General features: G+C 65.3%; 22 protein-coding genes. 13 read left to right on the top strand and 9 right to left on the bottom strand.

The features are described 5' to 3' along the window. Positions 1–182: 182 nt before the first annotated feature. From AC1D3B_RS05290 to AC1D3B_RS05260, 7 genes are all read left to right on the top strand, one after another. Entirely contained in the window at positions 183–1571 is a 1389-nt protein-coding gene (locus tag AC1D3B_RS05290) for a DcaP family trimeric outer membrane transporter (protein WP_478189606.1), read from the top strand. Beyond that, entirely contained in the window at positions 1571–2359 is a 789-nt protein-coding gene (locus AC1D3B_RS05285; protein ID WP_478189605.1) for a bestrophin-like domain, read from the top strand. The genes AC1D3B_RS05290 and AC1D3B_RS05285 overlap by 1 nt, the downstream gene beginning before the upstream one ends. Before the next feature lie 4 nt (positions 2360–2363). Continuing rightward, positions 2364–3038 carry a hypothetical protein gene (locus AC1D3B_RS05280; protein ID WP_478189604.1) on the top strand — a complete coding sequence of 225 codons (675 nt, stop codon included), beginning with the start codon at positions 2364–2366 and terminating at the stop codon, positions 3036–3038. A 177-nt stretch (positions 3039–3215) separates the two neighbouring features. Beyond that, entirely contained in the window at positions 3216–4952 is a 1737-nt protein-coding gene (locus tag AC1D3B_RS05275) for a DUF1302 domain-containing protein (RefSeq protein ID WP_478189603.1), read from the top strand. Between the two features lie 10 nt (positions 4953–4962). After that, positions 4963–6312: a DUF1329 domain-containing protein gene (locus AC1D3B_RS05270; RefSeq protein ID WP_478189602.1), complete on the top strand. Its 1350-nt coding sequence runs from the start codon at positions 4963–4965 to the stop codon at positions 6310–6312. Positions 6313–6328: 16 nt separating this feature from the next. Further along, positions 6329–7426, top strand: coding sequence for a WD40/YVTN/BNR-like repeat-containing protein (locus tag AC1D3B_RS05265; protein ID WP_478189601.1), 1098 nt, complete (start codon positions 6329–6331; stop codon positions 7424–7426). Positions 7427–7446: 20 nt separating this feature from the next. Then, positions 7447–9897, top strand: coding sequence for an efflux RND transporter permease subunit (locus AC1D3B_RS05260; RefSeq protein WP_478189600.1), 2451 nt, complete (start codon positions 7447–7449; stop codon positions 9895–9897). Positions 9898–9939: 42 nt separating this feature from the next. Here the strand turns inward: AC1D3B_RS05260 and AC1D3B_RS05255 are convergent, their stop codons facing one another. Continuing rightward, positions 9940–10869 carry a LysR substrate-binding domain-containing protein gene (locus tag AC1D3B_RS05255; RefSeq protein WP_478189599.1) on the bottom strand — a complete coding sequence of 310 codons (930 nt, stop codon included), beginning with the start codon at positions 10867–10869 and terminating at the stop codon, positions 9940–9942. A gap of 116 nt (positions 10870–10985) precedes the next feature. On the opposite strand from AC1D3B_RS05255, the gene AC1D3B_RS05250 reads away from it, so the two are divergent. Then, a complete protein-coding gene (locus AC1D3B_RS05250; RefSeq protein ID WP_478189598.1) occupies positions 10986–11759 on the top strand; it encodes an SDR family NAD(P)-dependent oxidoreductase in 774 nt (257 codons plus the stop codon). Between the two features lie 36 nt (positions 11760–11795). Here the strand turns inward: AC1D3B_RS05250 and AC1D3B_RS05245 are convergent, their stop codons facing one another. The 5 genes from AC1D3B_RS05245 to AC1D3B_RS05225 form a co-directional block, all read right to left on the bottom strand. After that, complete coding sequence (locus AC1D3B_RS05245; protein WP_478189597.1) at positions 11796–12767, bottom strand: tripartite tricarboxylate transporter substrate binding protein; 972 nt, start codon at positions 12765–12767, stop codon at positions 11796–11798. 2 nt (positions 12768–12769) lie between these two features. Then, on the bottom strand, positions 12770–13642 hold the full coding sequence (locus tag AC1D3B_RS05240) for a fumarylacetoacetate hydrolase family protein (protein WP_478189596.1): 873 nt from the start codon (positions 13640–13642) through the stop codon (positions 12770–12772). A gap of 29 nt (positions 13643–13671) precedes the next feature. Beyond that, positions 13672–13989 (bottom strand): NIPSNAP family protein, encoded by a 318-nt coding sequence (locus AC1D3B_RS05235; RefSeq protein WP_478189595.1) that lies wholly within the window; start codon positions 13987–13989, stop codon positions 13672–13674. Between the two features lie 82 nt (positions 13990–14071). Beyond that, positions 14072–14536, bottom strand: a complete 465-nt coding sequence (locus AC1D3B_RS05230; RefSeq protein WP_478189594.1) for a cupin domain-containing protein — start codon at positions 14534–14536, stop codon at positions 14072–14074. A 39-nt stretch (positions 14537–14575) separates the two neighbouring features. After that, entirely contained in the window at positions 14576–15232 is a 657-nt protein-coding gene (locus tag AC1D3B_RS05225) for a polysaccharide deacetylase family protein (protein WP_478189593.1), read from the bottom strand. A 120-nt stretch (positions 15233–15352) separates the two neighbouring features. Here AC1D3B_RS05225 and AC1D3B_RS05220 point away from each other — a divergent pair, with 120 nt between their 5' ends. Together AC1D3B_RS05220 and AC1D3B_RS05215 are read left to right on the top strand one after the other, a co-directional pair. Further along, positions 15353–16333 (top strand): LysR family transcriptional regulator, encoded by a 981-nt coding sequence (locus AC1D3B_RS05220; protein ID WP_478189592.1) that lies wholly within the window; start codon positions 15353–15355, stop codon positions 16331–16333. 105 nt (positions 16334–16438) lie between these two features. Then, positions 16439–17809 (top strand): esterase-like activity of phytase family protein, encoded by a 1371-nt coding sequence (locus tag AC1D3B_RS05215; protein WP_478189591.1) that lies wholly within the window; start codon positions 16439–16441, stop codon positions 17807–17809. A gap of 85 nt (positions 17810–17894) precedes the next feature. Here the strand turns inward: AC1D3B_RS05215 and AC1D3B_RS05210 are convergent, their stop codons facing one another. Then, positions 17895–18539 carry an RICIN domain-containing protein gene (locus tag AC1D3B_RS05210; protein ID WP_478189590.1) on the bottom strand — a complete coding sequence of 215 codons (645 nt, stop codon included), beginning with the start codon at positions 18537–18539 and terminating at the stop codon, positions 17895–17897. A gap of 425 nt (positions 18540–18964) precedes the next feature. On the opposite strand from AC1D3B_RS05210, the gene AC1D3B_RS05205 reads away from it, so the two are divergent. From AC1D3B_RS05205 to AC1D3B_RS05195, 3 genes are all read left to right on the top strand, one after another. Continuing rightward, the gene (locus AC1D3B_RS05205) at positions 18965–20500 is read left to right on the top strand and encodes a glycosyltransferase family 39 protein (protein WP_478189589.1); all 1536 of its coding nucleotides are present in this window, start codon (positions 18965–18967) and stop codon (positions 20498–20500) included. A 13-nt stretch (positions 20501–20513) separates the two neighbouring features. Further along, positions 20514–21608: a glycosyltransferase gene (locus AC1D3B_RS05200; protein ID WP_478189588.1), complete on the top strand. Its 1095-nt coding sequence runs from the start codon at positions 20514–20516 to the stop codon at positions 21606–21608. Between the two features lie 481 nt (positions 21609–22089). After that, a complete protein-coding gene (locus AC1D3B_RS05195; RefSeq protein WP_478189587.1) occupies positions 22090–22218 on the top strand; it encodes a hypothetical protein in 129 nt (42 codons plus the stop codon). Here the strand turns inward: AC1D3B_RS05195 and AC1D3B_RS05190 are convergent. Further along, positions 22202–23035 carry a transporter gene (locus AC1D3B_RS05190; protein ID WP_478189586.1) on the bottom strand — a complete coding sequence of 278 codons (834 nt, stop codon included), beginning with the start codon at positions 23033–23035 and terminating at the stop codon, positions 22202–22204. The genes AC1D3B_RS05195 and AC1D3B_RS05190 overlap by 17 nt on opposite strands. A gap of 124 nt (positions 23036–23159) precedes the next feature. Beyond that, a complete protein-coding gene (locus AC1D3B_RS05185) occupies positions 23160–24164 on the bottom strand; it encodes a Bug family tripartite tricarboxylate transporter substrate binding protein (RefSeq protein ID WP_478189585.1) in 1005 nt (334 codons plus the stop codon). Positions 24165–24176 lie beyond the last annotated feature (12 nt).

Raw genomic sequence — 24176 nt, 5'->3', positions numbered from 1 at the left:
TCGTTTCAATTCGCGCGATGCTAGATGAGGAGTGCGCCACAAGCAAATGTGGATTCACCAAGTTGCAACGGTCGCGGGTGCCGTCTGGTCGGGGGGCAGCATTGTCGTCGATTGATCGAACTCAATCCGCCGAGCGGCGCGCCAGCGGACACTGGGGGCAGTTCAATGCCGGGAGCGACGGGATGAAACGACATGCCACAGTCGTCGCGGTCACGCTCACCTTGGGCGGCGTCGCGCACGCGCAAAGCAACGCGGAGCTCAAGTCGATGCTGGATCAGGCCTTGAAGACGATCCAGGATCTGCAGTCGCGTGTTGCCACGCTGGAGCAACAGCAGCCTGCCGCTGCCGCTGCCGCTGCCTCCGCGCGGCCGGTGGCTGCAGACGCTACCTCCACCACCTCGCCTGCCCCCTCCGCTGCCTCCGCATGGGCACCAGCGGTCCCGGTAGGCACTCGCGCCGAAGATGCCGCGGCCATCGCGGACAAGGCAACGGGCCAGTTCTACGGCCAGGCGATGCTGGACGCGATCTACGACGCCCGGCGCATGAATCCCGACTGGAACGCGACGCTGCGACCCTCCCAGATCCCGATCGTCTGCCCAGGTTCTCCAGGCTGTGGCAAGGACGGCGCATCGATCTTCAGCGTGCGGCAGTCGAGCCTGGGCTTCAAGTCCGTCATCCCCACCACGCTCGGCGAGATCAGGACGGACCTGAGCTTCGACCTCTTCGGCACCGATGGCAGCACGCAGGTGCACTGGCTCAACGCCTGGGCCGAATGGGGCCAGTTCGGCGTCGGCCAGACGTACACGAACTTCATGGACATCGACGTTTTCCCGAACACCATCGACTACTGGGGGCCGAGTGGCATGGTCTTCGTGCGCAATCCGCAGATGCGCTTCACACCCTACAGCCGCGACGGCATGAGCGTGGCCTTCTCGCTCGAAGCACCCAGCGCCGCAATCGACGCGGGCAGGGTGAACAGGATCGACCCGGCCCTCGGCGCCAGCATCGCCTCATGGAACCGCGCGCCGGACGCCATCGCGTCGCTCAAGCTCGACCGCGACTGGGGCCATGTCCGCTCCGCCGTCGTCCTTCGCCAGGTGGGCTACCAGAACACGGCCTCCCCGAGCGGCGACCCGTCCGGCACGCGCACCGGCTACGGGCTGAACCTCAGCGGGACGTTCAACGTCCATGGCAAGGACACGCTGGGCTGGCAGCTCGCGGGAGGACGCGGCATCGCCAGCTACATGAACGACGGCGGCGTGGACCTGGCCCCGGGCGCGAACCTGCAGGCCGAGACCGTCCCATCGGTGGGATGGCTGCTGTACTACAACCACGCCTGGAGCGAGAGGTGGAGCACCGCCATCGGCTACAGCGAACATCGCCAGAACAACACCGGCGGCCAGCTCGCCACGGCCTTCCGAAAGGGAAGCTACTCGTCCATCAACCTGCTCTTTGCCGCTGCGAAGAACGTCACGACGGGCGCGGAGTTGATCTGGGGCCGACTCGAGAACAAGATCGGGGCGTCGGAAATCGACTACCGCCTGCAGTACTCCACGAAGGTCACATTCTGATGAACCCCATGAACGGCGACGCCACGAGGCTGACGGACTTCCCCCTTCTCATCTTCGTGATATCTGTCGTTCTGCTGACCTTTTCATTGTGGGCGGGAGCGCGCCTGCTCAGGCGATGGTGGACGCCCAGGCAAGACATGCATGAGGACTTCAGCATCATCCTGAGCGCCTCGCTGACCTTGATGGGGCTCATCGTCGCGTTCTCCTTCTCGATGGCGGTCAATCGCTACGACCAGCGCAAGAATCTCGAGGAGGCGGAGGCCAACGCCATCAGCACCGAGTACGTCCGTGCCGACCTGCTGCCCGCCGAGGACGCGGCCAAGGTTCGCGCCCTGCTGCGTGACTATTTCGGCCAGCGAGTCCTGTTCTACACGGTCCGCGATTCGGCACAGCTTCGCGAGATCAATGCACGCACCGCTGCATTGCAGGCCCGGATGTGGGCGGTCGTCGCCGCGAATGCGAAGAACACGCCCACGCCGCCGGCGACGCTGGTCGCCGCGGGCATGAACGACGTCCTGAACTCGCAGGGCTACACGCAGGCGGCCTGGTGGAACCGGATTCCCGCCGCGGCATGGATCCTGATGACGGCCATTGCGGTCTGCTGCCATGTGCTGATCGGCTACGGCGCGCGGAATGCGAGGGAGGAGCGCACCTTGATGATGGTTCTCCCGCTGGTCCTGTCGATCTCCTTCTTCCTGATCGCGGACATCGACAGCCCTCGGCGCGGGGTCATCCGCGTGCAGCCGCAGAACCTGATGAGCATCGCCGACTCCATGTCGGCGCGCTGAGACGATGACCGGGCAGATTGTCAAGAACGAGGCGACGGCACGGGAACCGGTGCTGAACCCCGTGGACCGCGTCTCGGAGATGCTCTTCGGCCTGTTCATGGCGCTCAGCTTCGTGGGCGCCATCTCGGTGGCCGATTCACGCCGCGAAGATATCCGCGAGATGTTCGTCGCCGCGCTGGGCTGCAATCTCGCCTGGGGGCTGGTCGATGCCGTCATGTACCTGGTCCGCACGATCACCGATCGCGGGCGACGGATCAGTCTCGTGCTCTCCGTGCGCGCCGCTGCGAATGCGGAAGAAGGGCGCAAGCTTGTCGCGAGTGCCCTGACGAAGGCCGGCGCAACGCTCGTCATGGAGGCGGAACTCGAGGCCATCCGCGGCCGCATTGTCGCCCTGGCCTCCGTCCCGGCACGGCCGACCGTGCTGTGGAACGACGTGGTGGCCGCCATCGCGATCTTCCTGATCGTCGTGGCCGCCACCTTTCCGGTGGTGCTGCCCTTCGCGCTGCTCCAGGATGTCGGCCTGGCCATGACCGTGTCCCGCGCCATCGCCGTCACGATGCTGTTCATCGGTGGACTGGCCCTCGGGCGCTACGCGGGCTACGGAAGCTGGAAGGTCGGCCTCATCATGGCGGGCCTCGGCATCGCGCTCGTGGCCGCGATCATGGCGCTCGGCGGCTGAGCCGCGACCGGGTGCCTCGCGCACCCGGCGGCGCCCTCGCGTCGAGACTTTCCCACCCCCTGCCCCCCTCCAACAAGGAGGGGGGTGCGCGCGGGCCTGAACTCCAGAATTCCGCCCGTCCCCTGACCTATCGCGTGTCAGGGGCTTCCTCCCCTACAGACCACGCACTGGAGACACGTGTACCACCCCAAGCTCAAGACGGGATCCATCGAAGCCCGCTCGTCCTTCCCGTCCTTCCCGTCCTTCCCGTCCTTCCCGTCCTTCCGTATTGCAGCCACGACCGCCGCGGTCCTTCTGCTCACGCTCGCCCCTGGAGGCGCAGGCGCGTTCGAATTCGACACGGGCAATCCCGACGTTTCGATCCGGTGGGACAACACCCTTCGCTACAACTACGCGAACCGTGTCGAGAGCCGCGACCAGAAGATCGGCAACACCGTGATAGCGGATGAAGGCACCTACAGCTTCGACCATGGCGACACGGTCGCGAACCGGCTGGACATCCTGAGCGAGCTGGACTTCACCTATCAGAAGCGCTACGGCTTCCGCGTGAGCGGTGCAGGCTGGTATGACGAGGCCTACGGCCCGAACAGCAAGACCAATCCGTTCCCGCCTTTCAGGAACATCCCCAGCTACGTCAACAAGACGTACAGCCCCTACGTCAACCGCTACTACCAAGGTCCGTCGGGCGAGTGGCTCGACGCCTTTGTCTTCGGCGGCGTCGACATCGGCAACGTGCCGGTGAATGCCAAGCTGGGCAGCCACTCGCTGTACTGGGGCGAATCGCTCTTCCTCGCCGGCAACCTCAACGGCATTGCCTATGCGCAGAACCCGCTGGACCTCCAGAAGGGCTTTGCCACGCCCGGCGTTGAAGCGAAGGAGTTGTTCCGGCCGCTCAACCAGATCTCGATGCAGGCGCAGCTCACCGAGACCGTGTCGGTCGCCGCGCAGTACATGCTCGAGTGGGAGGCTTTCCGCTACCCCGAAGGCGGCACCTACCTCGGTCCCGTGGACTTCGCCTTCAACGGCCCTGACCGCCAGTTCCTCTCACAGCCGTTGGGCTTCGCGCAGCGCGGCGATCCGTCCGATCCCAAACAGCGCGGCCAGGAGGGTGGCGTGTCCACGCGCTGGAGCCCCGAGTGGCTCGACGGCACCATGGGCTTCTACTACCGCAGGTTCTCGGACAAGCTGCCGCAGACCTTCCTGACGCGCGTCGGACCCGGCATCAGCCGCTACAACCTGATCTACGCCGACGGCATCGACCTTTTCGGCGTGAGCCTGGCCAAGAACATCGGCGGCATCAGCTTCGGCTCCGAGCTCTCGTATCGCCACAACACGCCGCTGAACAGCACCGTGCTCGGCATCGCACCCGGCCTGCCTGCGCAGGGCGACACCAAGGGACCGCGCGGCGACACCTACCACGGTCTCGTCAATGCCGTGGGTGTCGTGCCGAAGACAGCCTTCTTCGACACCGCCTCCTGGGCGGCCGAACTGGTCTGGGCAAGCTGGGGCAAGGTCACCAGCGGCCAGAACCTGTTCTTCGCCGAGGGCTTCGCACCCTGCATCGGCAAGGACAAGTGGGACGGCTGCACGACCAAGAACTACTTCGGCGCCGGACTCTCGTTCACGCCGACATGGTTCCAGGTCTTCCCCGGCGTCGACCTGTCGGCACCGCTCACGTACGCCGTCGGACTCAGCGGCAACGCGCCGACCGTCTTCGGCGGCAACCAGGGCAACGGCAACTACAGCGTCGGCCTGGGTGTCGACGTCCGCCAGAAGTACCGCTTCGACCTGAAATACATCGACTACATCGGCCACTACAAGGACAACGGATTCGCCGTCACCGCGCAGAACGGCTTCACCACCCTGCTCAAGGATCGCGGTTTCCTGAGCCTCACCTTCAAGACCACCTTCTGAGGATTCGACTATGAAACTCGCCCACTCCCTTCTCGCCGGCCTCGTCGCCGCTTCGACAGGCTTTGCCGCCCAGGCTGCCATCACCGCCGACGAAGCCAAGTCGCTCGGCACCACCCTTACGCCCGTCGGCGCGGACAAGTCCGCCAACAAGGACGGAACCATCCCCGCCTACACCGGCGGCATGAAGAGCGGCCCCGCGGGCTACAAGGCCGGCGACGGCATCCGCCCGGACCCCTTCGCCGGCGAGAAGCCGCGCCTCGTGATCGATGCCAGGAACATGGCCGAGCACGCGGACAAGCTCACCGCCGGCACCAAGGAACTGCTGCAGAAGTACCCGTCCTTCCGTGTCGATGTGTACCCGACGCACCGCACCGTCGCCTTCCCGAAGTTCGTCACCGACAACACGGCGGCGAATGCGGTCAAGGCCAAGACCACCAACGACGGTCGCTCGATCGAAGGGGCACACGCCGGCTTCCCGTTCCCCATTCCGAAGGACGGCTACGAGGCGATGTGGAATCACCTCGTGCGCTTCAACGGCCAGAGCTACGAGGCCAAGTACCGCAACCTCAACGTCGATGCCAGCGGCCGTCCCGCGCTGGCGACCGAAGGCATGAGCGTCCAGGACTTTCCGTTCTGGGACACGAACAAGGACGCAGCGGACACCTACTGGCGCATCAAGCTCACGTACACCGGACCGGCACGCCGCGCGGGCGAGGCCCTGCTGATCGTCGACCCGCTGGACATCGGCAACAAGGACCGTCGCGCCTGGGCCTACCTTCCCGGCCAGCGCCGCGTGAAGGTCGCGCCCGACCTGTCGTACGACACGCCCAACCCCGGCACCGCAGGCGCCACGACCTTCGACGACACCTTCATCTTCAACGGCTCGATGGACCGCTTCGACTTCAAGCTGGTCGGCAGGAAGGAGATGGTCGTGCCCTACAACGACTACGCCGCGGTGTACCAGTCGAAGCAGGACGACCTGCTCAAGCCCAACCACCTGAACCCCGATCTCGTGCGCTGGGAACTGCACCGCGTGTGGGTCGTGGAAGCGACGCTGCGCGAAGGCAAGCGCCATGTCTACGGCAAGCGCACCTTCTACCTCGACGAAGACTCGTGGGCGGCACTCGCCTCGGACAACTATGACGCACGCGGCCAGCTCTACCGCGCCGGCTTCGCCTACATGGCGCCCAGCTACGACCTGCCCGCACCGTACACCGACATGTTCGGCCACTACGACTTCGCTTCGCGCATCTATTCGCTGACCGGCTACATCGCCGAAACCGGCGGCCTGCGCCACACCAAGGCGCTGAGCGATCGCGAATGGACCGCCGACTCGCTTGCCGGCTCCGGCGTGCGCTGAGAAGGAGACTCTCTGCATGAACGCGAAGCGAGTCACCACGGGCAGCCTGGCCCTGGCCATCGCGCTGACCACCGGCGCATTGGCCTGGGCGGCACAGCCCGCATCGGGCAAGGGATGGCGCGACGTGCTGGATACGCCGGCCGTGAAGAGCCCGCTCGCTTCGCGTGCATTGCTCAACGGCCTGGCCAGCGCCGGCAGCCGCATCGTGGCGGTCGGGCAGCGCGGCCACATCCTCTACTCCGACGATGCCGGCAAGAGCTGGCGCCAGGCCGAAGTGCCGGTCAGCTCGGACCTGGTCGCCGTCAGCTTCCCGGACGCGACGAACGGCTGGGCCGTGGGGCATGACGGTGTCGTGCTGCACACCACCGACGCCGGCGTCACATGGACCGTCCAGCTCGACGGTCTCAAGGTCGGCGGCGTGATGGTCCAGTACTACCAGCGCGAAGCAGCGGCCCTCGCGGCCGACGATCCGAAACGCGCCGGACTGCTGATCGACGAGGCCCGACGCTTCGAGGCGCAGGGCGCCGAGAACCCCTTCCTCGACGTCTGGTTCCGCGATGCCTCCGAAGGCTTCGTCGTCGGCGCCTTCGGCCTCGTGCTGCACACCAACGACGGCGGTGCGCACTGGGCGCCATGGCTGCACGCGCTCGACAATCCGAAGGGCCTGCACCTCTACGCCGTGCGCGGCATCGGCGCCGACGTCTACATCAGCGGCGAGCAGGGATTGCTGCTCAAGCTGGAACGCGGCGACACGCGCTTCCGCGCGCTCGAACTGCCCTACAAGGGCACGCTGTTCGGCATCACCGGCAGCACCCGCTCACTCGTCGCCTACGGCCTTCGCGGCACCGTGCTGCGCAGCACCGACGGCGGCAAGAGCTGGCAGCAGACGCCCACGGGCCTGCAGGTCGGCCTGACCGCCGGCACCTTGCAGGACGACGGGCGCATCGTCATCGTCAGCCAGGCCGGCCACATCCTGAGCAGCACCGACGACGGCGCGAGCTTCAAGACCGCATCCACCGAACGCACCGCCCCCGCCGCCGCGGTGGTGACGCCTGCCAAGGGCACGCTCGTCATCGCAGGGCCGCGCGGCGCCCAATCGCTTCCCCTGCCCTGAGCGGGCAGCCGGAGAACACCATGCACACCCCCACACCCGCGGACCTGTCCGCGCCGACTTCGCTCGACCAGTTCGACACCCGCTCCGGCTCGCGCCTGGAGCGGCTCATCTTCAATCATCGCTTCATCGTGATGATGGCCTGCGGCCTGATCACGCTGCTGCTGGGCTCACTGGCCGCGACGCGGCTGTCGCTCAACGCCAGCTTCGAGAAGATGCTCCCGCAGGGCCATCCCTACATCCAGAACTACCTGGAGCACCGCGCGGACCTGCGCGGGCTGGGCAACTCGCTGCGCATCGTCGTGGAAAACACCCAGGGCGACATCTACGACCCCAAGTACCTCGGCGCGCTCAAGAAGATCCAGGACGAACTCTTCCTCACGCCGGGCGTCGACCGCGCATGGATGAAGTCCCTCTGGGCACCCGCCGTGCGCTGGACCGAGGTGACCGAGGAAGGCTTCCGCGGCGGCCCGGTCATGCCCGACAACTACGACGGCTCGCCCGCCGTCACCGAGCAGCTGCGCGGCAACATCGCGCGCGCCGGCCTCGTCGGCAGCCTTGTCGGCAATGACTTCAAGTCGAGCATGATCGTCGTGCCGCTGCTGGACGCCGGCAACGGGCAGCGCATCGACTACCGCGGCCTGTCGCACGCGCTCGAAGAGATGCGTGCGCGCTACGAGACCGATGCGCAAGGCCAGCCGACCGGCATCAAGGTGCACAGCATCGGCTTCGCGAAGCTGGTCGGCGACCTGATCGACGGCCTCTACCAGGTGGCGCTGTACTTCGGCCTCGCGGCGCTGGTCGCGACGCTCATCATCTACTTCTACACGCGATGCCTGCGCAGCACGGCGCTGGTGGTCGCCTGCTCGCTGGTCGCGGTGATCTGGCAGCTCGGGCTCGTTGCGGGTCTCGGCTTCGAGCTCGACCCATACTCGATCCTCGTGCCCTTCCTCGTCTTTGCGATCGGCGTGTCGCACGGCGCGCAGAAGATGAACGGGATCATGCAGGACATCGGCCGCGGCGCGCACCGGCTGGTGGCAGCGCGCTTCACCTTCCGCCGCCTCTTCCTCGCCGGGCTGACCGCGCTCGTGGCCGATGCGGTGGGCTTCGCGGTGCTGATGCTGATCGACATTCCGGTCATCAAGGACCTGGCACTCACCGCCAGCATCGGCGTGGCCGTGCTGATCGTGACCAACCTGATCCTGCTGCCGGTGCTGCTGTCGTACATCGGCGTCAGCGCCAAGGCCGCACAACGCAGCCTGCACACCGACCACGGCGAGGGCGAAGCGCGCGGCTTCGACCGCGTCTACGGCTGGCTCGGCCGCTTCACCGAGCGCCGCTGGGCCATCGCCACTGTGGCTTCGGCCGCCATGCTGCTCGCGGTCGGCTTCGCGGTCAGCACGCACCTGAAGATCGGCGACCTCGACCCCGGTGCGCCCGAGTTGCGCGCGGACTCACGCTACAACCGCGACAACGCCTTCGTCACGGCCAACTACTCGCTGTCGAGCGACACCTTCGCGGTGATCGTCAAGACCGCCAAGGAAGGCTGCCTGAAGTACGAGACGCTCATCGAGGCCGACCGCCTCGCCTGGACGCTGCAGCAGGTGCCGGGCGTGCAGACCACGATGTCGCTCACCAATGCCGTGCGCCAGATCACCGCCGGCAGCAACGAAGGCAGCCCCAAGTGGCTGACCATCGCGCGCAACCAGGACGTGCTGAACTACGGCGCGCAGCAGGCCAGCGTCAACAACCCGGAGCTATTCAACACCGAATGTTCCGTGATGCCGGTGATTGCCTACCTGGCCGACCACCGCGCCGAGACGCTGGACCGCGTGGTGCAGGCCAGCGCCGCCTTCGCAGATGCGCACAGCAACGGCGACCGCCAGTTCCTGCTGGCGGCCGGCGGCGCCGGCATCGAGGCCGCAACCAACATCGTGGTCCGCAAGGCCTGGACGCAGATGCTGTTGCTGGTCTATGCCGCCGTGATCGTGCTGTGCTTCATCACCTTCCGCAGCTGGCGTGCCGTGGTCGTGGCCGTGGTGCCGCTGGTCATCACGTCCGTCCTGTGCGAGGCACTGATGGTGTGGCTCGGCATCGGCGTCAAGGTGGCGACGCTGCCGGTGATCGCGCTCGGCGTCGGCATCGGCGTGGACTACGCGCTGTACCTGCTGAGCGTTCAGCTTGCGCAGCAGCGTGGCGGCGCATCGCTCGGCGACGCCTATCGCCATGCGCTGCAGTTCACTGGCAAGGTAGTGGTGCTGGTCGGCGTGACGCTGGCCGCGGGCGTACTCACCTGGGCGCTGTCGCCGATCAAGTTCCAGGCCGACATGGGAATCCTGCTGGCATTCATGTTCATCTGGAACATGGTCGGGGCGGTGCTCCTGATACCGGCACTGTCCTACTTCCTGCTGCGCCCGCGTGCCCCGGCTCCCTCGGTGACGCACGCCCCGGCCATCGAGCCAGCGGCGGCATAGCGCCGGGACGGGCGGCCTCCGGCGCACATCGCGCCACGATGATCAGTGATGCAGCGCCGCCACGTGGCCCTGCGCGCCCGGCAGGACTTGCGTGCGCTCGACCAGCCAGTCAATGAACACGCGGACCCGCGGCATCATGCGTCGCTGCCACGGGAACATCACCGAGATCGGCATCGGCGGCGGCGGCGTGTCTGCGAGCGCTTCGACCAACTCGCCTGAATCGAGCAATGAGGCAATGCCGAAGCGCGGGCTCTGGATGAAGCCCAGCCCCTGCAGGCAGCAGGCCCGATAGGCCTCCGCCGTGGTAACGCTGACCTGACCGCGCACCTGCATCGTCCGTAGCTTGCCATTGACGACGAACTCGAACGGCGCGACCCTGCCCGTCGCAGTCGACAGGAAGTTCACCGCCCGATGCTCGCGTAGCTGGTCGATGGTGGCGGGCATGCCGAAAGCGGCAATGTAGAGTCGGCTCGCGCACGTCACGACGGGCAGCTCGGCCACGCGGCGTGCAACGAGTCCGGATTCCTGCGGCGTCCCGCCGCGCAGCACGCAGTCCACGCCTTCGCGGACCAGGTCGACCAGCCGATCGCCGGTGCCGATCACCAGTTCGATGTCGGGAAATCGCCGACAGAAATCACCCAGGTGCGGAAACACGAGCGCGGCTGCCAGGCCCGCCTGCAGATCGACCCGCAATCGGCCACGCGGATGCTGGGCGGCTTCGCCGAGCAGGGACTCGGCGTGCTCGACCTCCTCCAGCACGCGCTGGCAGCGCTCGTAGTACATGAGCCCTTCCGGTGTCGGGGCGACGTGTCGCGTCGACCGATTCAACAGCCGCGTGCCCAGGCGTTTTTCGAGGTTCTGCACGGCGTAGGTGACGTTGGAGCGAGGCATGTCCAACTCCTCCGCGGCAGCCGTGAAGCTGCCCAGATCCACGATGCGGATGAACAGACGCATGGCGTCGATGCGATCCAAGGACAGGCTCCTGATTGTGCAATTGGGCTGGACAGTGTTGTCGATATTGCACCATTTATCGGAAAGGTCTGCCAGTTCACCATTCAGCCATCCCAACCACTTTCAGGAGCCAGGACATGACCGCATCCCACACGCACCAGCGCATCGCCCTGATCACCGGCGCAAACCGAGGCATCGGCCGCGCCACGGCATTGCAACTCGCCCATGACGGCGTGGACGTGATCCTCACCTACCGGACGCACCGCGAAGAGGCCGACGAGGTCGTCCGAGAGATCACGGCCCTGGGCCGCACCGCGACGGCGTTGCCGTTGGACGTGGCGAAGGTCGCCACCTTCGGCGCCTTCGTCGGAACGGTCCGGGACATGCTCCGCGAGACCTGGAAGCGCGACAGCTTCGACATCCTCGTCAACAACGGCGGACTGCAGATCGCCGAGCCGCTGGAGCAGGTCACCGAGGAAGGCTTCGACAGCCTCGTCGACGTGCATTTCAAGGGCGTCTTCTTCCTGACCCAGAAGCTGCTGCCGCTGATCGCCAATCCCGGGTCGATCGTCAACATTTCCAGCGGCACTGCACGCTTCTACACGCCGGACCGCTCGATCTACAGTTCGGTCAAGGGCGCGGTCGAAGTGTTGTCCCGCTACCTCGCCCACGAACTCGGTCCACGCGGCATCACGGTCAACGTCATCGCCCCCGGCGCCGTCGCGACGGATTTCAGCGGCGGCTTGCTGCGTTCGAACGAGCAGGTCCAGAAACACATCGCCTCGCTGACGCCCCTCGGCCGCTTCGGGGTGGCCGAAGATGTGGCGGGCGCCATCGGCGCGTTGGTGGGCGCCGGCAACCGCTTCGTCACGGGTCAGCGCATCGAGGTGTCGGGCGGCGTGCACCTTTGACGTCACGCGGCGGAGATCGCTCGCTCGCCGGCTGGATCAGTCCAGCCGGATGTTCTTCAGATGGATCAGCTGGCTCCAGCGTGCGGATTCGCGCTTGACCTCGGCGCCCATCTCTTCGGGCGTGGAGATGACGGGGTTCGCATACGCCAACTTGAGTTTCTCCAGCAGTTCCGGGTCCCGGCTCGCCTTGGTGACCTCCTGGTTCAGGCGCGCGATGACTTCGCGCGGGGTTCCCGCGGGTGCCCAGAATCCCTGGAAGCTCGCGACGTCGGCACCGGGAACCAGTTCGGCGATGTTGGGAACGTCGGGCGTTGCGGGGTTGCGCTTGCCGTAGCCCCAGACCGCCAGCGCCTGCACCCGCCCTTCCTTGATGAACGGGATCGCATTCGCGGCAGGCTCCCAGACCATGGGCACCGCGCCGCCGACCACATCCGTCAGCGCCCCGCCCTTGTACGGCACGTGAACCATGTCGACCTTCTCCTGGCTGAGCACGAGCTCCATCACGAGGTGGGGAAAGCCTCCCAGCCCGTACGAGGCATAGCTGTACTTTCCGGGATTCGCGCGCGCAAGCTTCATCGCTTCCGGCAAGGTCCTGGCGGGGAAGTCCTTGTTCGTCACTAGATAGAGGCCGTTTCGCACGGTCTGCGCCACGGGCGCGAAGTCCTTGTCGACGTCGAACGGGAGCTTGCTGAAGGCGTGAGGGTTGCTCACGAACGAATTGGAGACGGCGTAGAGCAGCGTGTAGCCATCTGCCGGCGCCTTGGCGACGGCGTCCTGCGCGATGTTCCCGGTCGCTCCCGGCTTGTTGTCGACCACGACAGGCTGGCCAAGTGCCTTGGACAGCTTCTCCCCATAGAGGCGCGCGATGACATCGGCCGCCAGTCCGGCCGGCAGGCCGATGACGATCTTGATCGGCTTCGTCGGCCAGGCCTGGGCCGTTGCCGCTGCGCCAGTCGCCGCCAAGATGCCGGCGACAAGAAACTTTCGAACGAGGAAGATGGTGGGCATTTTCATTTTCTTTCGTCGATGACGCGGTTGCGCAGCAGACCGACGCCTTCGACCTCCACTTCCACCACGTCGCCTTCGTGCAGGAAGAGCTGGGGGTCGCGGGCCAGTCCGACGCCTGAAGGCGTGCCCATCACAAGGACATCGCCGGGCTCGAGCGCCATCGCCTCGCTGACAAGGGAAACGACCGTCGCGGTGTCGAAGACCATGTCCGACGTGTTGGCGGACTGCACCGTCTCGCCATTGACGCGGGTTTCCAGCCGCAGTCCCGCGCCGCCCGGCGGCACCTCGTCGGCGGACACGAACTCGGGGCCGATCGACCCGGACCGATCGAAGTTCTTGCCGACCGTCCATTGCGGCGACTTGAACTGGTAGTCACGCACCGAGCCTTCGTTGGAGACGGCGTAGCCGGCCACGTGATCAAGCGCGGACGCCTTGCGAATGTGCCTGCCCCCCTTCCCGATGAACGCAACGAGTTCGCCTTCATAGTCGAACTGCTGCGAGCACAGGGGCCGCACGATCGGCTGCTCATGACCGATGAAGCTCGAAGCCACGCGCAGGAACAGCGTGGGATAGGCAGGCTGCTCGAAGTTGCTTTCCCTGGTGTGGTCCACGTAGTTCAGGCCGACGCAAATGATCTTTCCGGGCGCCGGGATCGGCGGGAGGAATTCGATCTCCGCTTCATCCAGCGCGTCGCCATATTGCTCGATCGCGCCGGCCATCTCGCGCATGGCTGCCGGTCCTTGCTCGATCAAGATCTTCAAGTCGCGGGGGTAGTGCCGAGCCTGCGCCTCGCTCAGCGCGCGGAGGCCCGAAGCGGTGCGGAGCGCAAGGCGCGGAAGCACCGAGTCCCGGGTTCTGTAGGTCACGAATCGCATGGATGTTTTTCCCGTAGTGCAAGGAGGATTTAGTAAAGAGGACTGAACGACGCCGGCTTCAGGATCCTGGATTCCTGCGTCTCGATGAATTGGAAGATCTTTGGCGCGTACGCCTGCCACTCGGGATCGGCGGACAAGGCCGCGCGGCGCTTCTCACGGTCGATCAGGTCGTCGTAGGCCCAGAGATGCACGATCTCGTTGAGCGCACCGAACTCCGTGTTGAAGTAGCCAATGAGACGGCCGAGGTACTTCCTCTGGAGTTCCAGTCCACCTTCGTGCTCATAGGTGCGCAGGTAATCGCGCACTGAGCCTGCACGGACGCGATAGGTGCGTTGCTCGACGATCATGGCCATCTCCTTTTTTCGGGCGCGAGTTCCCCCGGCCGGGGCAGGAAGGCCTGTCGCCGGTGGCAAAGGGAACTCAGGGTCTCTAGTGCGACGCCGGGAAGTTGGTGTCGTGCTTCTTGCTGATCTCCATCACCTTCTCACCCGAGAAGCCTGGCCCTGCCAGCGCGGAGATTTCCTTGAAATAGCGGTCCTGGCCACCCGGCACGCTCCAGTCGAGCATCCGGCCCGTGGTCTCGCCGACGTTCTTGAAGCGGTGCACCACGCCGCGTGGCAGGTAGACGATGCTGCCCGGACCGACCGTTCGGGTGACATCGCCTGCGGTCAGCTCATACGTGCCTTCGACGACGAAGAAGCACTCTTCCTGCGTGTAGTGCAGATGGTCCGGCGGGCCCTCCCCCGGCCTGTGGCAGGCCAGGATCACCGAGATCGTCCCGCCGGTGTCTTCGCTGCTGAGCAGCACCTGCATGTCCAGGCCGAAGGGCTTGATCGGCGTCGCCTCCTCGGGCGTGACGATCACTCCGCCGCTCTGAAGTTGTTCGGTTTGCATGTCATGTCTCCTGTGGGCAAGGGGTCGCTATTGCTATTGCTATTGGATTGGATTGGAAACGAATGCTTCCATCGGAAGCACGGGCTCGCCGCGGACCATGGGCACGCAGTCGGGCGGAAAGTCCTGCCGGAATGAAAAGCCTTCTGCGCGAGCCTCTTCGATGTACGACTCCAGGTGGCGCATCGCGCCGGTTTCATAGTCGTGCAGCACCGTCAGCGTCCAGTCGAGGCAACGGGCCTGCGCGAGCGCCGTCTCGGGCCAGCCATCCGGGTCCACCCAGTCGCGAGGTATCGAATTCCACAGCACGCAGGTGTAGTGCGCTGCCTTGAGCAACTCGAATGCGCCCACGCTGAGCAGATGAGGCCCGAGGATGCCGCCGCCGCCGAAGGGCCGAAACAGCTTGTCAGGGTGCGCGAGCTGACCGATCAGTTCCTGCGTCACGCCGATCTCCTTGCCCGGCGCATCCGGGTCGGTCGTCGTGCCCAGGGGCACGGCATGGCTGTAGGTGTGGTTGCCGATCCAGTGGCCCTCCTCCGCAGCGCGCTGGACCAGTGCCTTCGTCTCCTTGGACTCCAGGTTCCGGCCCAGCACGAAGAAGGTGGCCCGAATGTCATGGCGTGCGAGGACGTCGAGAACCCCGGGTGTGACGGCCGAAGTCGGACCGTTGTCGAAGGTCAGCGTGATCGAGCGATTCACTTGGCACTGTCTCCTGAACATGTTTTCCTGAAGCTGGACGAATGATCGGTACGTCCGGGTTTCTGCACAATATGGAAATTAAAGAAGATACTTTTTCCAAAACCAATGGAATGACATGCCATGCCCGATCTCCTGAATCAAGCGAGCGTGCTGTCGCTGCGATGCTTCGTCGCGGTGGTCGACTCGAACAGCTTCTCTTCGGCCGCGCGCCAGTTGCGCATGGCGCCGTCATCCGTGACAAAGCAGGTGCAGTTGCTGGAGCGCGCGACCGCCGCGGCCCTCGTCCACCGAACGACGCGGCGGATCAGTGTCACCGATGCGGGCGAGGCCTTTTATGCGCGCTGCGTGGACATCCTCGAACAACTCGAGGGCGCGATCGCGGGCATCTCGGGCGAGCAGGCGGCGGGCGGGCACTTGCGCGTCACCGCACCGCCGTCCTTTGCGTCCGCGGTCGTGGCGCCCGGACTCACCCGGTTTCTCGACCGGCATCCCCACGCCACGGTGGATCTTTGCGTGAACAGCGACATACCCGACCTCGTTCGCGAGCGTGTCGATGTGGCGATCTTCATCGGCGAGGAATTGCCGACCAAGCAGGCACAGATCGCATTGGCCGAAAGCCCGCAAGTGCTGTGCGCCTCACCTGACTACCTGCGATCGCATGGCACGCCGCAATCGCTGAACGACCTCGGGCGGCATCGCTGCCTCTGTCCGCGCTTCTCGGAGGTTGCCGAGACCTGGCACCTGCGAGTCGGCAATGCATGGAAAGCCGTGCGGCCGGATGCGGCGTTGCTCTCCGACAATGGCGATGCCCTGCGAGGTGCATGCCTGTCCGGCGCGGGCATCGGCAACTTCTACCGGTTCCATGTCGCCGAAGACCTGGCACATGGCAGGCTCGTGGAGGTGCTGCCACAGCATCCCCTGCGACCCAAGACGATCCACGCGATCCTGCCGCATCGCCACATGATCCGGCCGCTGGTGCGCGGCTTCATCGCCTTTCTTCAGGAGGAAGTACGGATCGTGCTGAAACCCACCGAATCGTCGGCTGTGCGCGTCGCGCGAACGCGAAGCCGCAAGCGCACACGCACCGCCCACCCCTCGTGATCGAAGCGACCAATCCAGAAAGTCTTGCGGTCATCTGCATGTCAACGGCCTGACACGGCGCACGGTCAGCATCGCGCGCATTCCATCACTCGACCGAGGAATGACATGCGTTCGATCCCTTCCACGGCGCGCCGCGCCCTCACCCCGCTCGCCGCATCCTTGCTGCTGACGACCGGAGCCGCTCATGCGCAGATGTTGATCGGCTGGGCCCGGATGCCGGCCGCCACGTTTGCCGACGGCCCGACCTCCGGCCAGTTCACGGCGCCCAACACCTATGGCACGAACGTGCCGCCGTACGTCGGCAAGCAGCCCGTCCAGGGCTTCTCGGGCGTGCTCGACGGGCCGCGGAAGGACGTGTTCCAGTTCCTGGTCGACAACGGCTTCGGCGCGCAGACCAATTCGGCCGACTCGCTCCTTCGCAGCTATGCGCTGCACATCCTCTGGCGCACGCCCAAGGGCGGCAGCGGCACGATCGAGCCGGCCGACCTGGACAGCGGCAAGCTCCGCCCGTCGTTCGACGCGCGCACGCGCTTGCAGTTGAACGACGCGCGCCGCAAGCTGACGATCCCGATCCAGGCCGACTACTCGAACTACTACAACAACCCGGCCAACGCGCCGGTCGACGGCGCCATCCGTGCCGGCCGGCTGCTCACCGGCGCGGACTTCGACGTCGAATCGCTCCGCCGTGACCGCCAGGGCAACTACTGGTTCGGCGACGAATTCGGCCCGTACCTGATCAAGACCGACGCGAACGGCACCGTGCTGCGCAGCGAGATCCCGCTGCCGGGCGTCTACGCGCCGCAGCACAAGGACGTTGTCGCGGGCAAGGTCACGGCCAACCTGCCGAGTTCGGGTGGCTTCGAGGGCATGGCGATCAACAAGAGCGAGACCAGGCTCTACACGCTGCTCGAAGGCCTGGTGGCTGGCGACCCCGACAAGGCGCGCCGCATCAACGAATTCGATCTCGCAAGGGAACGCTACACGGGTCGCAGCTACGTCTACCCGCTCGATCCGAACGGCACGAACATCGGCGACATGGTCGCGGTCGACGACCGCCGCTTCATCGTGCTGGAGCGCAACGGCAGCACGGCCACCTCGCCGAATCCGGCGCCGTTCAAGAAGGTGTTCCTGATCGACCTGAAGGGCGTGCCCGATGGCGGCACGGTGCACAAGACCGAACTCGTCGACCTGATGAACGTCGCCGATCCGTTCGACCTGAACGCCGACGGCCAGAGGAACTTCACGTTCCCGTATACGACGATCGAGGACGTGCTGATCCTCGACCCGCGCACGCTGCTTGTCGTCAACGACAACAACTTCCCGTACGGCGGCGGGCGCGAACTGGCATCCGACAACACCGAGTTCCTGAAGATCCGGCTGCCCTTCTCGCTCGCGGACGACAACGATGACCACGATCACCACCACGGCCGCGATCGTGACCATCGCGGAGGCGGGTACGACTGGGACGACGACTGAGCACTGCGCTCGGATTGAATCGGCTGGTCGCCTCGAACTTCTACCTGTCGCCGGCCAACTTCGGGTTCAGTGGACCGGCCGCGTTTCACCTGAAGTTGAACGGCGCATCCCAGTTCTGTACATCGACCAGTTCCCACTCCTGGTTGACGGCGTTGGGTACGCTGAACTTCGTCACGCAGTCCCGGGCATGCAGGTTTTCTCCCTGTTCGGGCACCGCCGAAAGCTGGACGTTCGCCGCATCGAGGCACCGTCTTCCGCGGTCGTGGTAGTTCTCCAGGACCGTCCGCCGACCCATGAAGCACTGGCCGCTGGCCCGGCATTCGGCCGCCGTCATGACCACGGGCCGCAACCGCCACAACTGGGAAGCGTCGCCGCTGCATGTCTCCTGGACGATCGCCGCGCCGGGCTGGAAGCCGTTGGTTTTCAGGCATTTCCCCGAATGCCTCGCGCGCAGCAGGAACCACTGCTCCTGCAAGGGCTCCGGATTGGCGGAACGCGGTAGCCGCTGGATGCTGAACTGCTGGCTCGGACCACCGTAGTTCGGCCAAAGGACAACCGGCGCACCGTCATCCGTACGGCGCGCAACGACCTCGGCCATCATGAGCGTGCCGGAATTGACCACGTAGAAGTACGGGACATCGTCGGCAACGGCAGTCCGAGGCATCGCCGACAGCACGCATGTGGCTGACAGGATCAGCGTGGCAAGAAGTCGGGTCCTATCAGTCTGCATGACAACCTCCGTCCGCGACGCGCCTGCCTCGATGCCACAACCGCTGCGACACCGGCTGCCAAGTCCGGAAGCGGAAGACTGAACCATCCGCCTTCAGGCGTCAATATGGGACGGATGGTCGTGCACTAAAGTTTGATCACGGCAGCCGGGACCGGCGTGGGCCTCGGGGGCGGTGATCGTACGCTGGGCGAGGAGCCTTGCCCGGGTAGACTGGGCGCCACCCCGTCGACTACGAAGGCCTTGGCCTTGGCCTTGACCTTGCTGCAGACGGCGCTCGCCAGATTGGCGTCATCCTCAACCCCAATACACGCACGGTGCCATCCTCCCACCCCCGGAGTCCAAAGCCTGTCCGGATCTCAACGCGAAGTCGACTCGGCTGCGGGGCGTTCAGTCAGGCTTCACATGGGCCGCATAAAGTCACGTCGATGCGTATTCAAGATGTCGACTGGCGCTCATTGCCCGATGGCCGCCATTCGATCGCCTCCCTGATCATCGGCTTCACGCTGTTACGTCTGGTGCTCGCGGCGCTTCTGCCGCTTCTTTCGCAAGAGGCTTACTACTGGAGCTGGAGCCGGCACCTCGACTGGTCCCATTTCGATCATCCGCCGCTGGCCAGCTACAGCATCGGACTGACGACCGCGCTGCTCGGCCAGACCTCGTTCGGCATCAAGACCGCCGCGGCGCTGTGGGCGCTGGGCTGGAACCTGATGTGGTTGCGACTCATCCTCGACATGTATGGAGATCGTCGACTGGCCTTCTGGTCGCTCGCCGCGCTCAACCTGACCGTGCTGTACGAGGCCTCCGGCGTAGGGCCGACCCCGGACGCGCCGATGCTGTTCGCCTGGATCGGCACTGTCTGGGCGATCTGGCGGCTGACCGCGAGCGGCGACGGCAAGTGGTGGTTCGTCGCGGGCGCCTTCATGGGCCTTTCATGGCTCAGCAAGTATGCCGGCGTGCTGCTGCTGCCGGTCGTGTTCCTCTATGTCCTGTTGTCTCCGGGACAGCGCCACTGGCTCCTCAAGCCCCAGCCCTATCTGGCCGCATTGCTTGCGCTTGCAATCTTCGCGCCGGTGATCTACTGGAACGCACAGCATGACTGGGTGTCGTTCACTTTCCAGGGGAGTCGGCGCCTCGGCGAAATGTCGGGGCTGCGCCTTCGCTATTTCTTGGCCTTGCTCGCGACCCAGTTCATCCTCGTCACGCCGTACCTGTTCGTGATCTCGCTCGCGGCGCTGGGCCGAGGCGCGCGCGCGGGCCTGTCGGGCCGGCTCGACGACCGCAGTCGCTTGCTGCTGTTGAGCGCGGCAGTGCCGATCGTGCTGTTCACCTTCGTCAGCTTTCGTTCGCTGGTCAAGCTCAACTGGCTGATTCCTTCGTTCTGGGCCCTGATCATTCTCGGCGTCCGGCATCTGCTGACGCTCGAGAACGGCTCCAGGCGACTAATGCGCGGGTTGGCCTCATCGGCCGCGTTGCTGGTGCTCGGCGGTGTGGTGATGATGACGGCACTGCTGCCGCTCGGCGAAGACCTCGACAACTGGAGCGGTTTCGATCGCACGGCCGCATGGGTCGACAAGGCCAGTGCCGACCTCAAGACCGAGGGGGTCGAATCCTTCGTCTTCTCGCCCAACTACAAGATCAGTTCGCTGATGCGCTTTTATCTGGCCGGCCAGCCCCGCACCTATGCGCAGGACATCTATGGAGAGAAGGCACTGCAGTTCGACTACTTCCCGCTGCCCGACGATCGGCTCAAGGGACAGACCGGCTTCTTCGTTTCCGACCATCCGGCCTCGGACCTCTATGTGCCCGGCCTCAAGGTCTTCTTCGATGACGTGAAGCTGGTCCACGTCGTGGAGCTCAAGAGCTTCGGGAAGGTCACGCGGGAGATCCGGATCTACCGCTGCACGGACTACAAGGGTCATCCGCGCGGTCAAGGCTTGCAGCTGCGGGAAGCCGACCACTAAGAGAGCGCCAGAAATGCCACAACTTTCCATCGTCATTCCAACCTTCAACGAAGTGGAAAACGTCCAGATACTGCGCGATCGCGTCGCCGCCGCGCTGCCGGCCATCGACTGGGAGATGATCTTCGTCGACGATGACTCGCCGGACGGAACCGCGGAGCTGCTGCGCCGTCTCGCGCAGGATGATCCGCGCGTGCGCTGCATCCAGCGCATCGGCCGGCGCGGCCTTTCATCGGCCTGCATCGAGGGCATGCTCTCGTCGTCGGCGCCGTTCGTGGCGGTCATGGATGCCGACTTGCAGCACGACGAGAAGATCCTGCCGCAGATGTTCGGCCTTCTCGAGGGCGGTGAACTGGACATCGCGGTCGGCAGCCGCTACAGCGATGGCGGCGGCACCGGCGATTGGAATCGATCACGCGTCACCGCCAGCCGCTTCGCGACCGGGCTGAGCGGCATGGTGCTCAAGGCCGACCTCAAGGACCCGATGAGCGGCTTCTTCATGATGAGGCGCGATGCCTTCATGGCATGCGCGCACGCCGGCCTCTCGGGCGTAGGCTTCAAGATCCTTCTCGACCTGTTCGCTACCTCACCGAAGCCCTTGCGCTCCCGCGAGGTGCCCTATCAATTTGGCCTGCGCGTGGCCGGCGAAAGCAAGCTCGACAGCAACGTCGCATGGGAATTCGTGATCATGCTGATCGACCGCTACCTGAAGGGCGTGATCCCGACCCGCTTCATCGCGTTCTCGCTGGTGGGCGGCATGGGGCTGGTGGTCCACCTGCTGGTGCTGTCGATGCTGTTCAAGGGCATGGGCAGCTCTTTTGTCTGGGCCCAGTCGGTCGCCACCGTGGTTGCGATCACCTGCAACTACCTGCTCAACAACGTGCTCACCTATCGCGACATGCGTTTGCGCGGTTGGCGGCTGTTGAGCGGCTGGGTCTCGTTCACGCTCGTGTGCAGCATCGGCGCCCTCGCCAACGTCGGCATCGCGGCCTACCTCTATCAGAGCGGAGGCTACTGGATCGGATCGGCGATCTCGGGCGTGCTGGTGGCGGCGGTCTGGAACTACGCCGTGACAGCGGTCTATACCTGGAGAAGCCCGAAAGGCGCCTGAGGCGCGATCGACTCCTTCGGAAACCCGTAGCTATACTTCGATCGTCGCGTCAAAAAAAGGCGTGATCGGGATTGGCGTCCCAAACTCAGTTCTGCGACGAAAGCCGCAGTCACTACCGCAGTAGTCCTGCGGCTTCGTTGTTCGTGCCCCAGTTTTGGCGGCTCGAGCAGGGAGCCGCAAGGCTCGCCGGTTCTCGCAAGAACTGTCCGGTACGCCAACCTGTTCGAGTCGCCGCCCTCAATTGGCGTTGAGTGCGGCGGTTTCCGTCAGCAACAGTTCTTGGAGGCCATGGATGGTCCACCCTACTTGCGCGCCCGCGCGCCCCCCGAACGCTCTCCCCGCAGGAGAGAGGCCGCTTCACTCACCCGAAGACAATCGCCGCCCGCTGGCGGTGCAAGCCTCCGCGCAGATCGATGCAGCGCGGGAGGCCTATCACGCCGTCGTATGCGCACGCAACCTGCTCGAGGCGCAAAGAGAGCGCATGCGCGAAGGTCAAGTCAGCCGCATTGAAGTGGAAGCCCTCGTCGCGGTCGTCAATGCGGAGTTCGAGCGCCGCGTGCAGGTTGCCAAGACGACGATCGCATCCATGCCCGTCACTTCGGGAACATGAACTGCGCCTGCACCCGGATCTGCCAGTTCGGGCCGTTGTCCGGCTTGACCACGTTGTAGTAGGCCGAGAGCTGCGTGTTCACTGGCAGCTTGCCGAGGTGGAAAATCTTGCCGATGCCGCCACCGAGCGGCACCGTCCATCGCTGGCTGCTGTCGGCTTTCCAGTCGGCGGTGATGATCGGCGAGGTGGTGAGATAGAGGCCGCCCGGGAAGTTGTAGTTGATGAAGGGCTGCAACAGGAAGTTGTTGTACGAGCCACCCTGCTTGCTGCTGCTCACCGACCAGATGTTGTTGAACAGCGCGCCGTACACCCACGGGCTGCCGTGGTCGAGGTGCAGCAGCACGGCGGACGGACCCAATCCCCAGTTCTTGTTCCCCAGTTCCGAGTTGCTGTTGGTGGGCATCTGCACCACAGGGCCGGCACCCCAGATCCATTCGCCTGGATTGGCCGGCGACAGGAACGCCGTCAGCACCACATCGCCCACGCCGCTCGTGCTGTCGATGCCCGGCCCCAGCGAGGGCATCGAGATGACCGGCAGGATCGTGCGGGTGATGATGTTCCAGTCCTTGTTGACCGAGATGGGAATCACCGGCTGGATGTTGAGGATGTTCTGCGTCCCCTTGTCCGGCCCGTAGTTGAGGTTCGTGTTGTTCTGGAAAGGCACGCTGATCAGATTGCCGACCGGGTTCTGTGCGAGTTTTGCGAGTTCCTCTGCACTCAACTCTGCATGCGCCGGCATGCCGGCGAGCGTGAAAGCAGAAAACGCAACAGCGCGCGACAGGCGATTCGCGCGGGCGGAGGAAAGCGACAACGACATATGGATCCTCTCCAAGAGCGGCGCCCGTGGGTTCGACGATTGTCAAAAGGGCGAGCCCCGTCCGCCATCCCGGCGGCCACGTACCCTCCACGTACGTGACACGCCAGTGCGCTGGGCTTCGGACTCACTCGGGCTTGAAGTCGATCGACTTCAGCACCTCGCCCATGCGCTGATAGTCCGCGCTGAGCGACTTCGACAGTTCCTCAGGGCTCCGAGGCTGGCCCGGCTCGAAGCCGATGTCCTGGAGCCGCGCGCGCACCGCGGGCAGTGCCAGCACCTTGAGCGCGGCTTCGCGCACCTTGGCCTGCTGTGCCGCGGGCACGTCGGGCTTCACCCACAGGCCCATCCAGCCCGTGGCTTCGAGCTGCGGGTAGCCGAGTTCGGTGAAGGTCGGCACGTCGGGCAGCAGCACGGAGCGCTTGGGCGTGCTCACCGCGAAGGCCTTGATCTTGGCGGCCTTGATCAGCGGTAGCGAACTCGGCATGGCGTCGAACATCAGCGGCACATGGCCGCCCATCACATCCGTCAGCGCGGGCGTCGAGCCCTTGTAGCCGACGTGCGTCATGTCGAGGCCCGCCGCCTTGTTGAGCTGGAGGCCGAGGACGTGAGAGAGCGTGCCGGCCGTGTACGAGGCGTAGTTGACGGTGCCGGGATGGCCCTTGACCCACGTGACCAGCTCACCGAAGTTCTTCGCCGGCACCGATGGCGAGCCGATCAGCACGAGCCCGCCGCGTCCCAGTTCGGCCAGCGGCTTGATCTCGGTCGCCATGTCGACGCGCAGCTTGACGATGTGCGGAATCTCGCTGACCAGCGAGTTCACCGCGACGAGCACGGTGTAGCCGTCGTGCGGGGCCTGCGAGAGTTCGTTGACCGCGAGCACGCCGCCGGCACCGGGCCGGGGATCGACGACGACCGGCTGGCCGCTGTCCTTCGACAGGTTGTCGGCCAGCAGCCGCGCGACGATGTCCGCAGAACCGCCGGCCGGACCGGCGGCAATGATGCGGACGGTCTTGTCGGGCCACTTGGCCGGAGTCTGGGCGTTGGCGCCCGGTGCCGCGAGGCACATCGCCACCACACCCGCCAATGATGCGATACGCGTGACTTGGTGCAATGTCTTCTTCGATTTCATGTTCTGTCTCCT

The organism is Variovorax sp. P5_A3, assembly GCF_056400665.1.
This window is presented reverse-complemented; position numbering and strand designations above follow the sequence as displayed.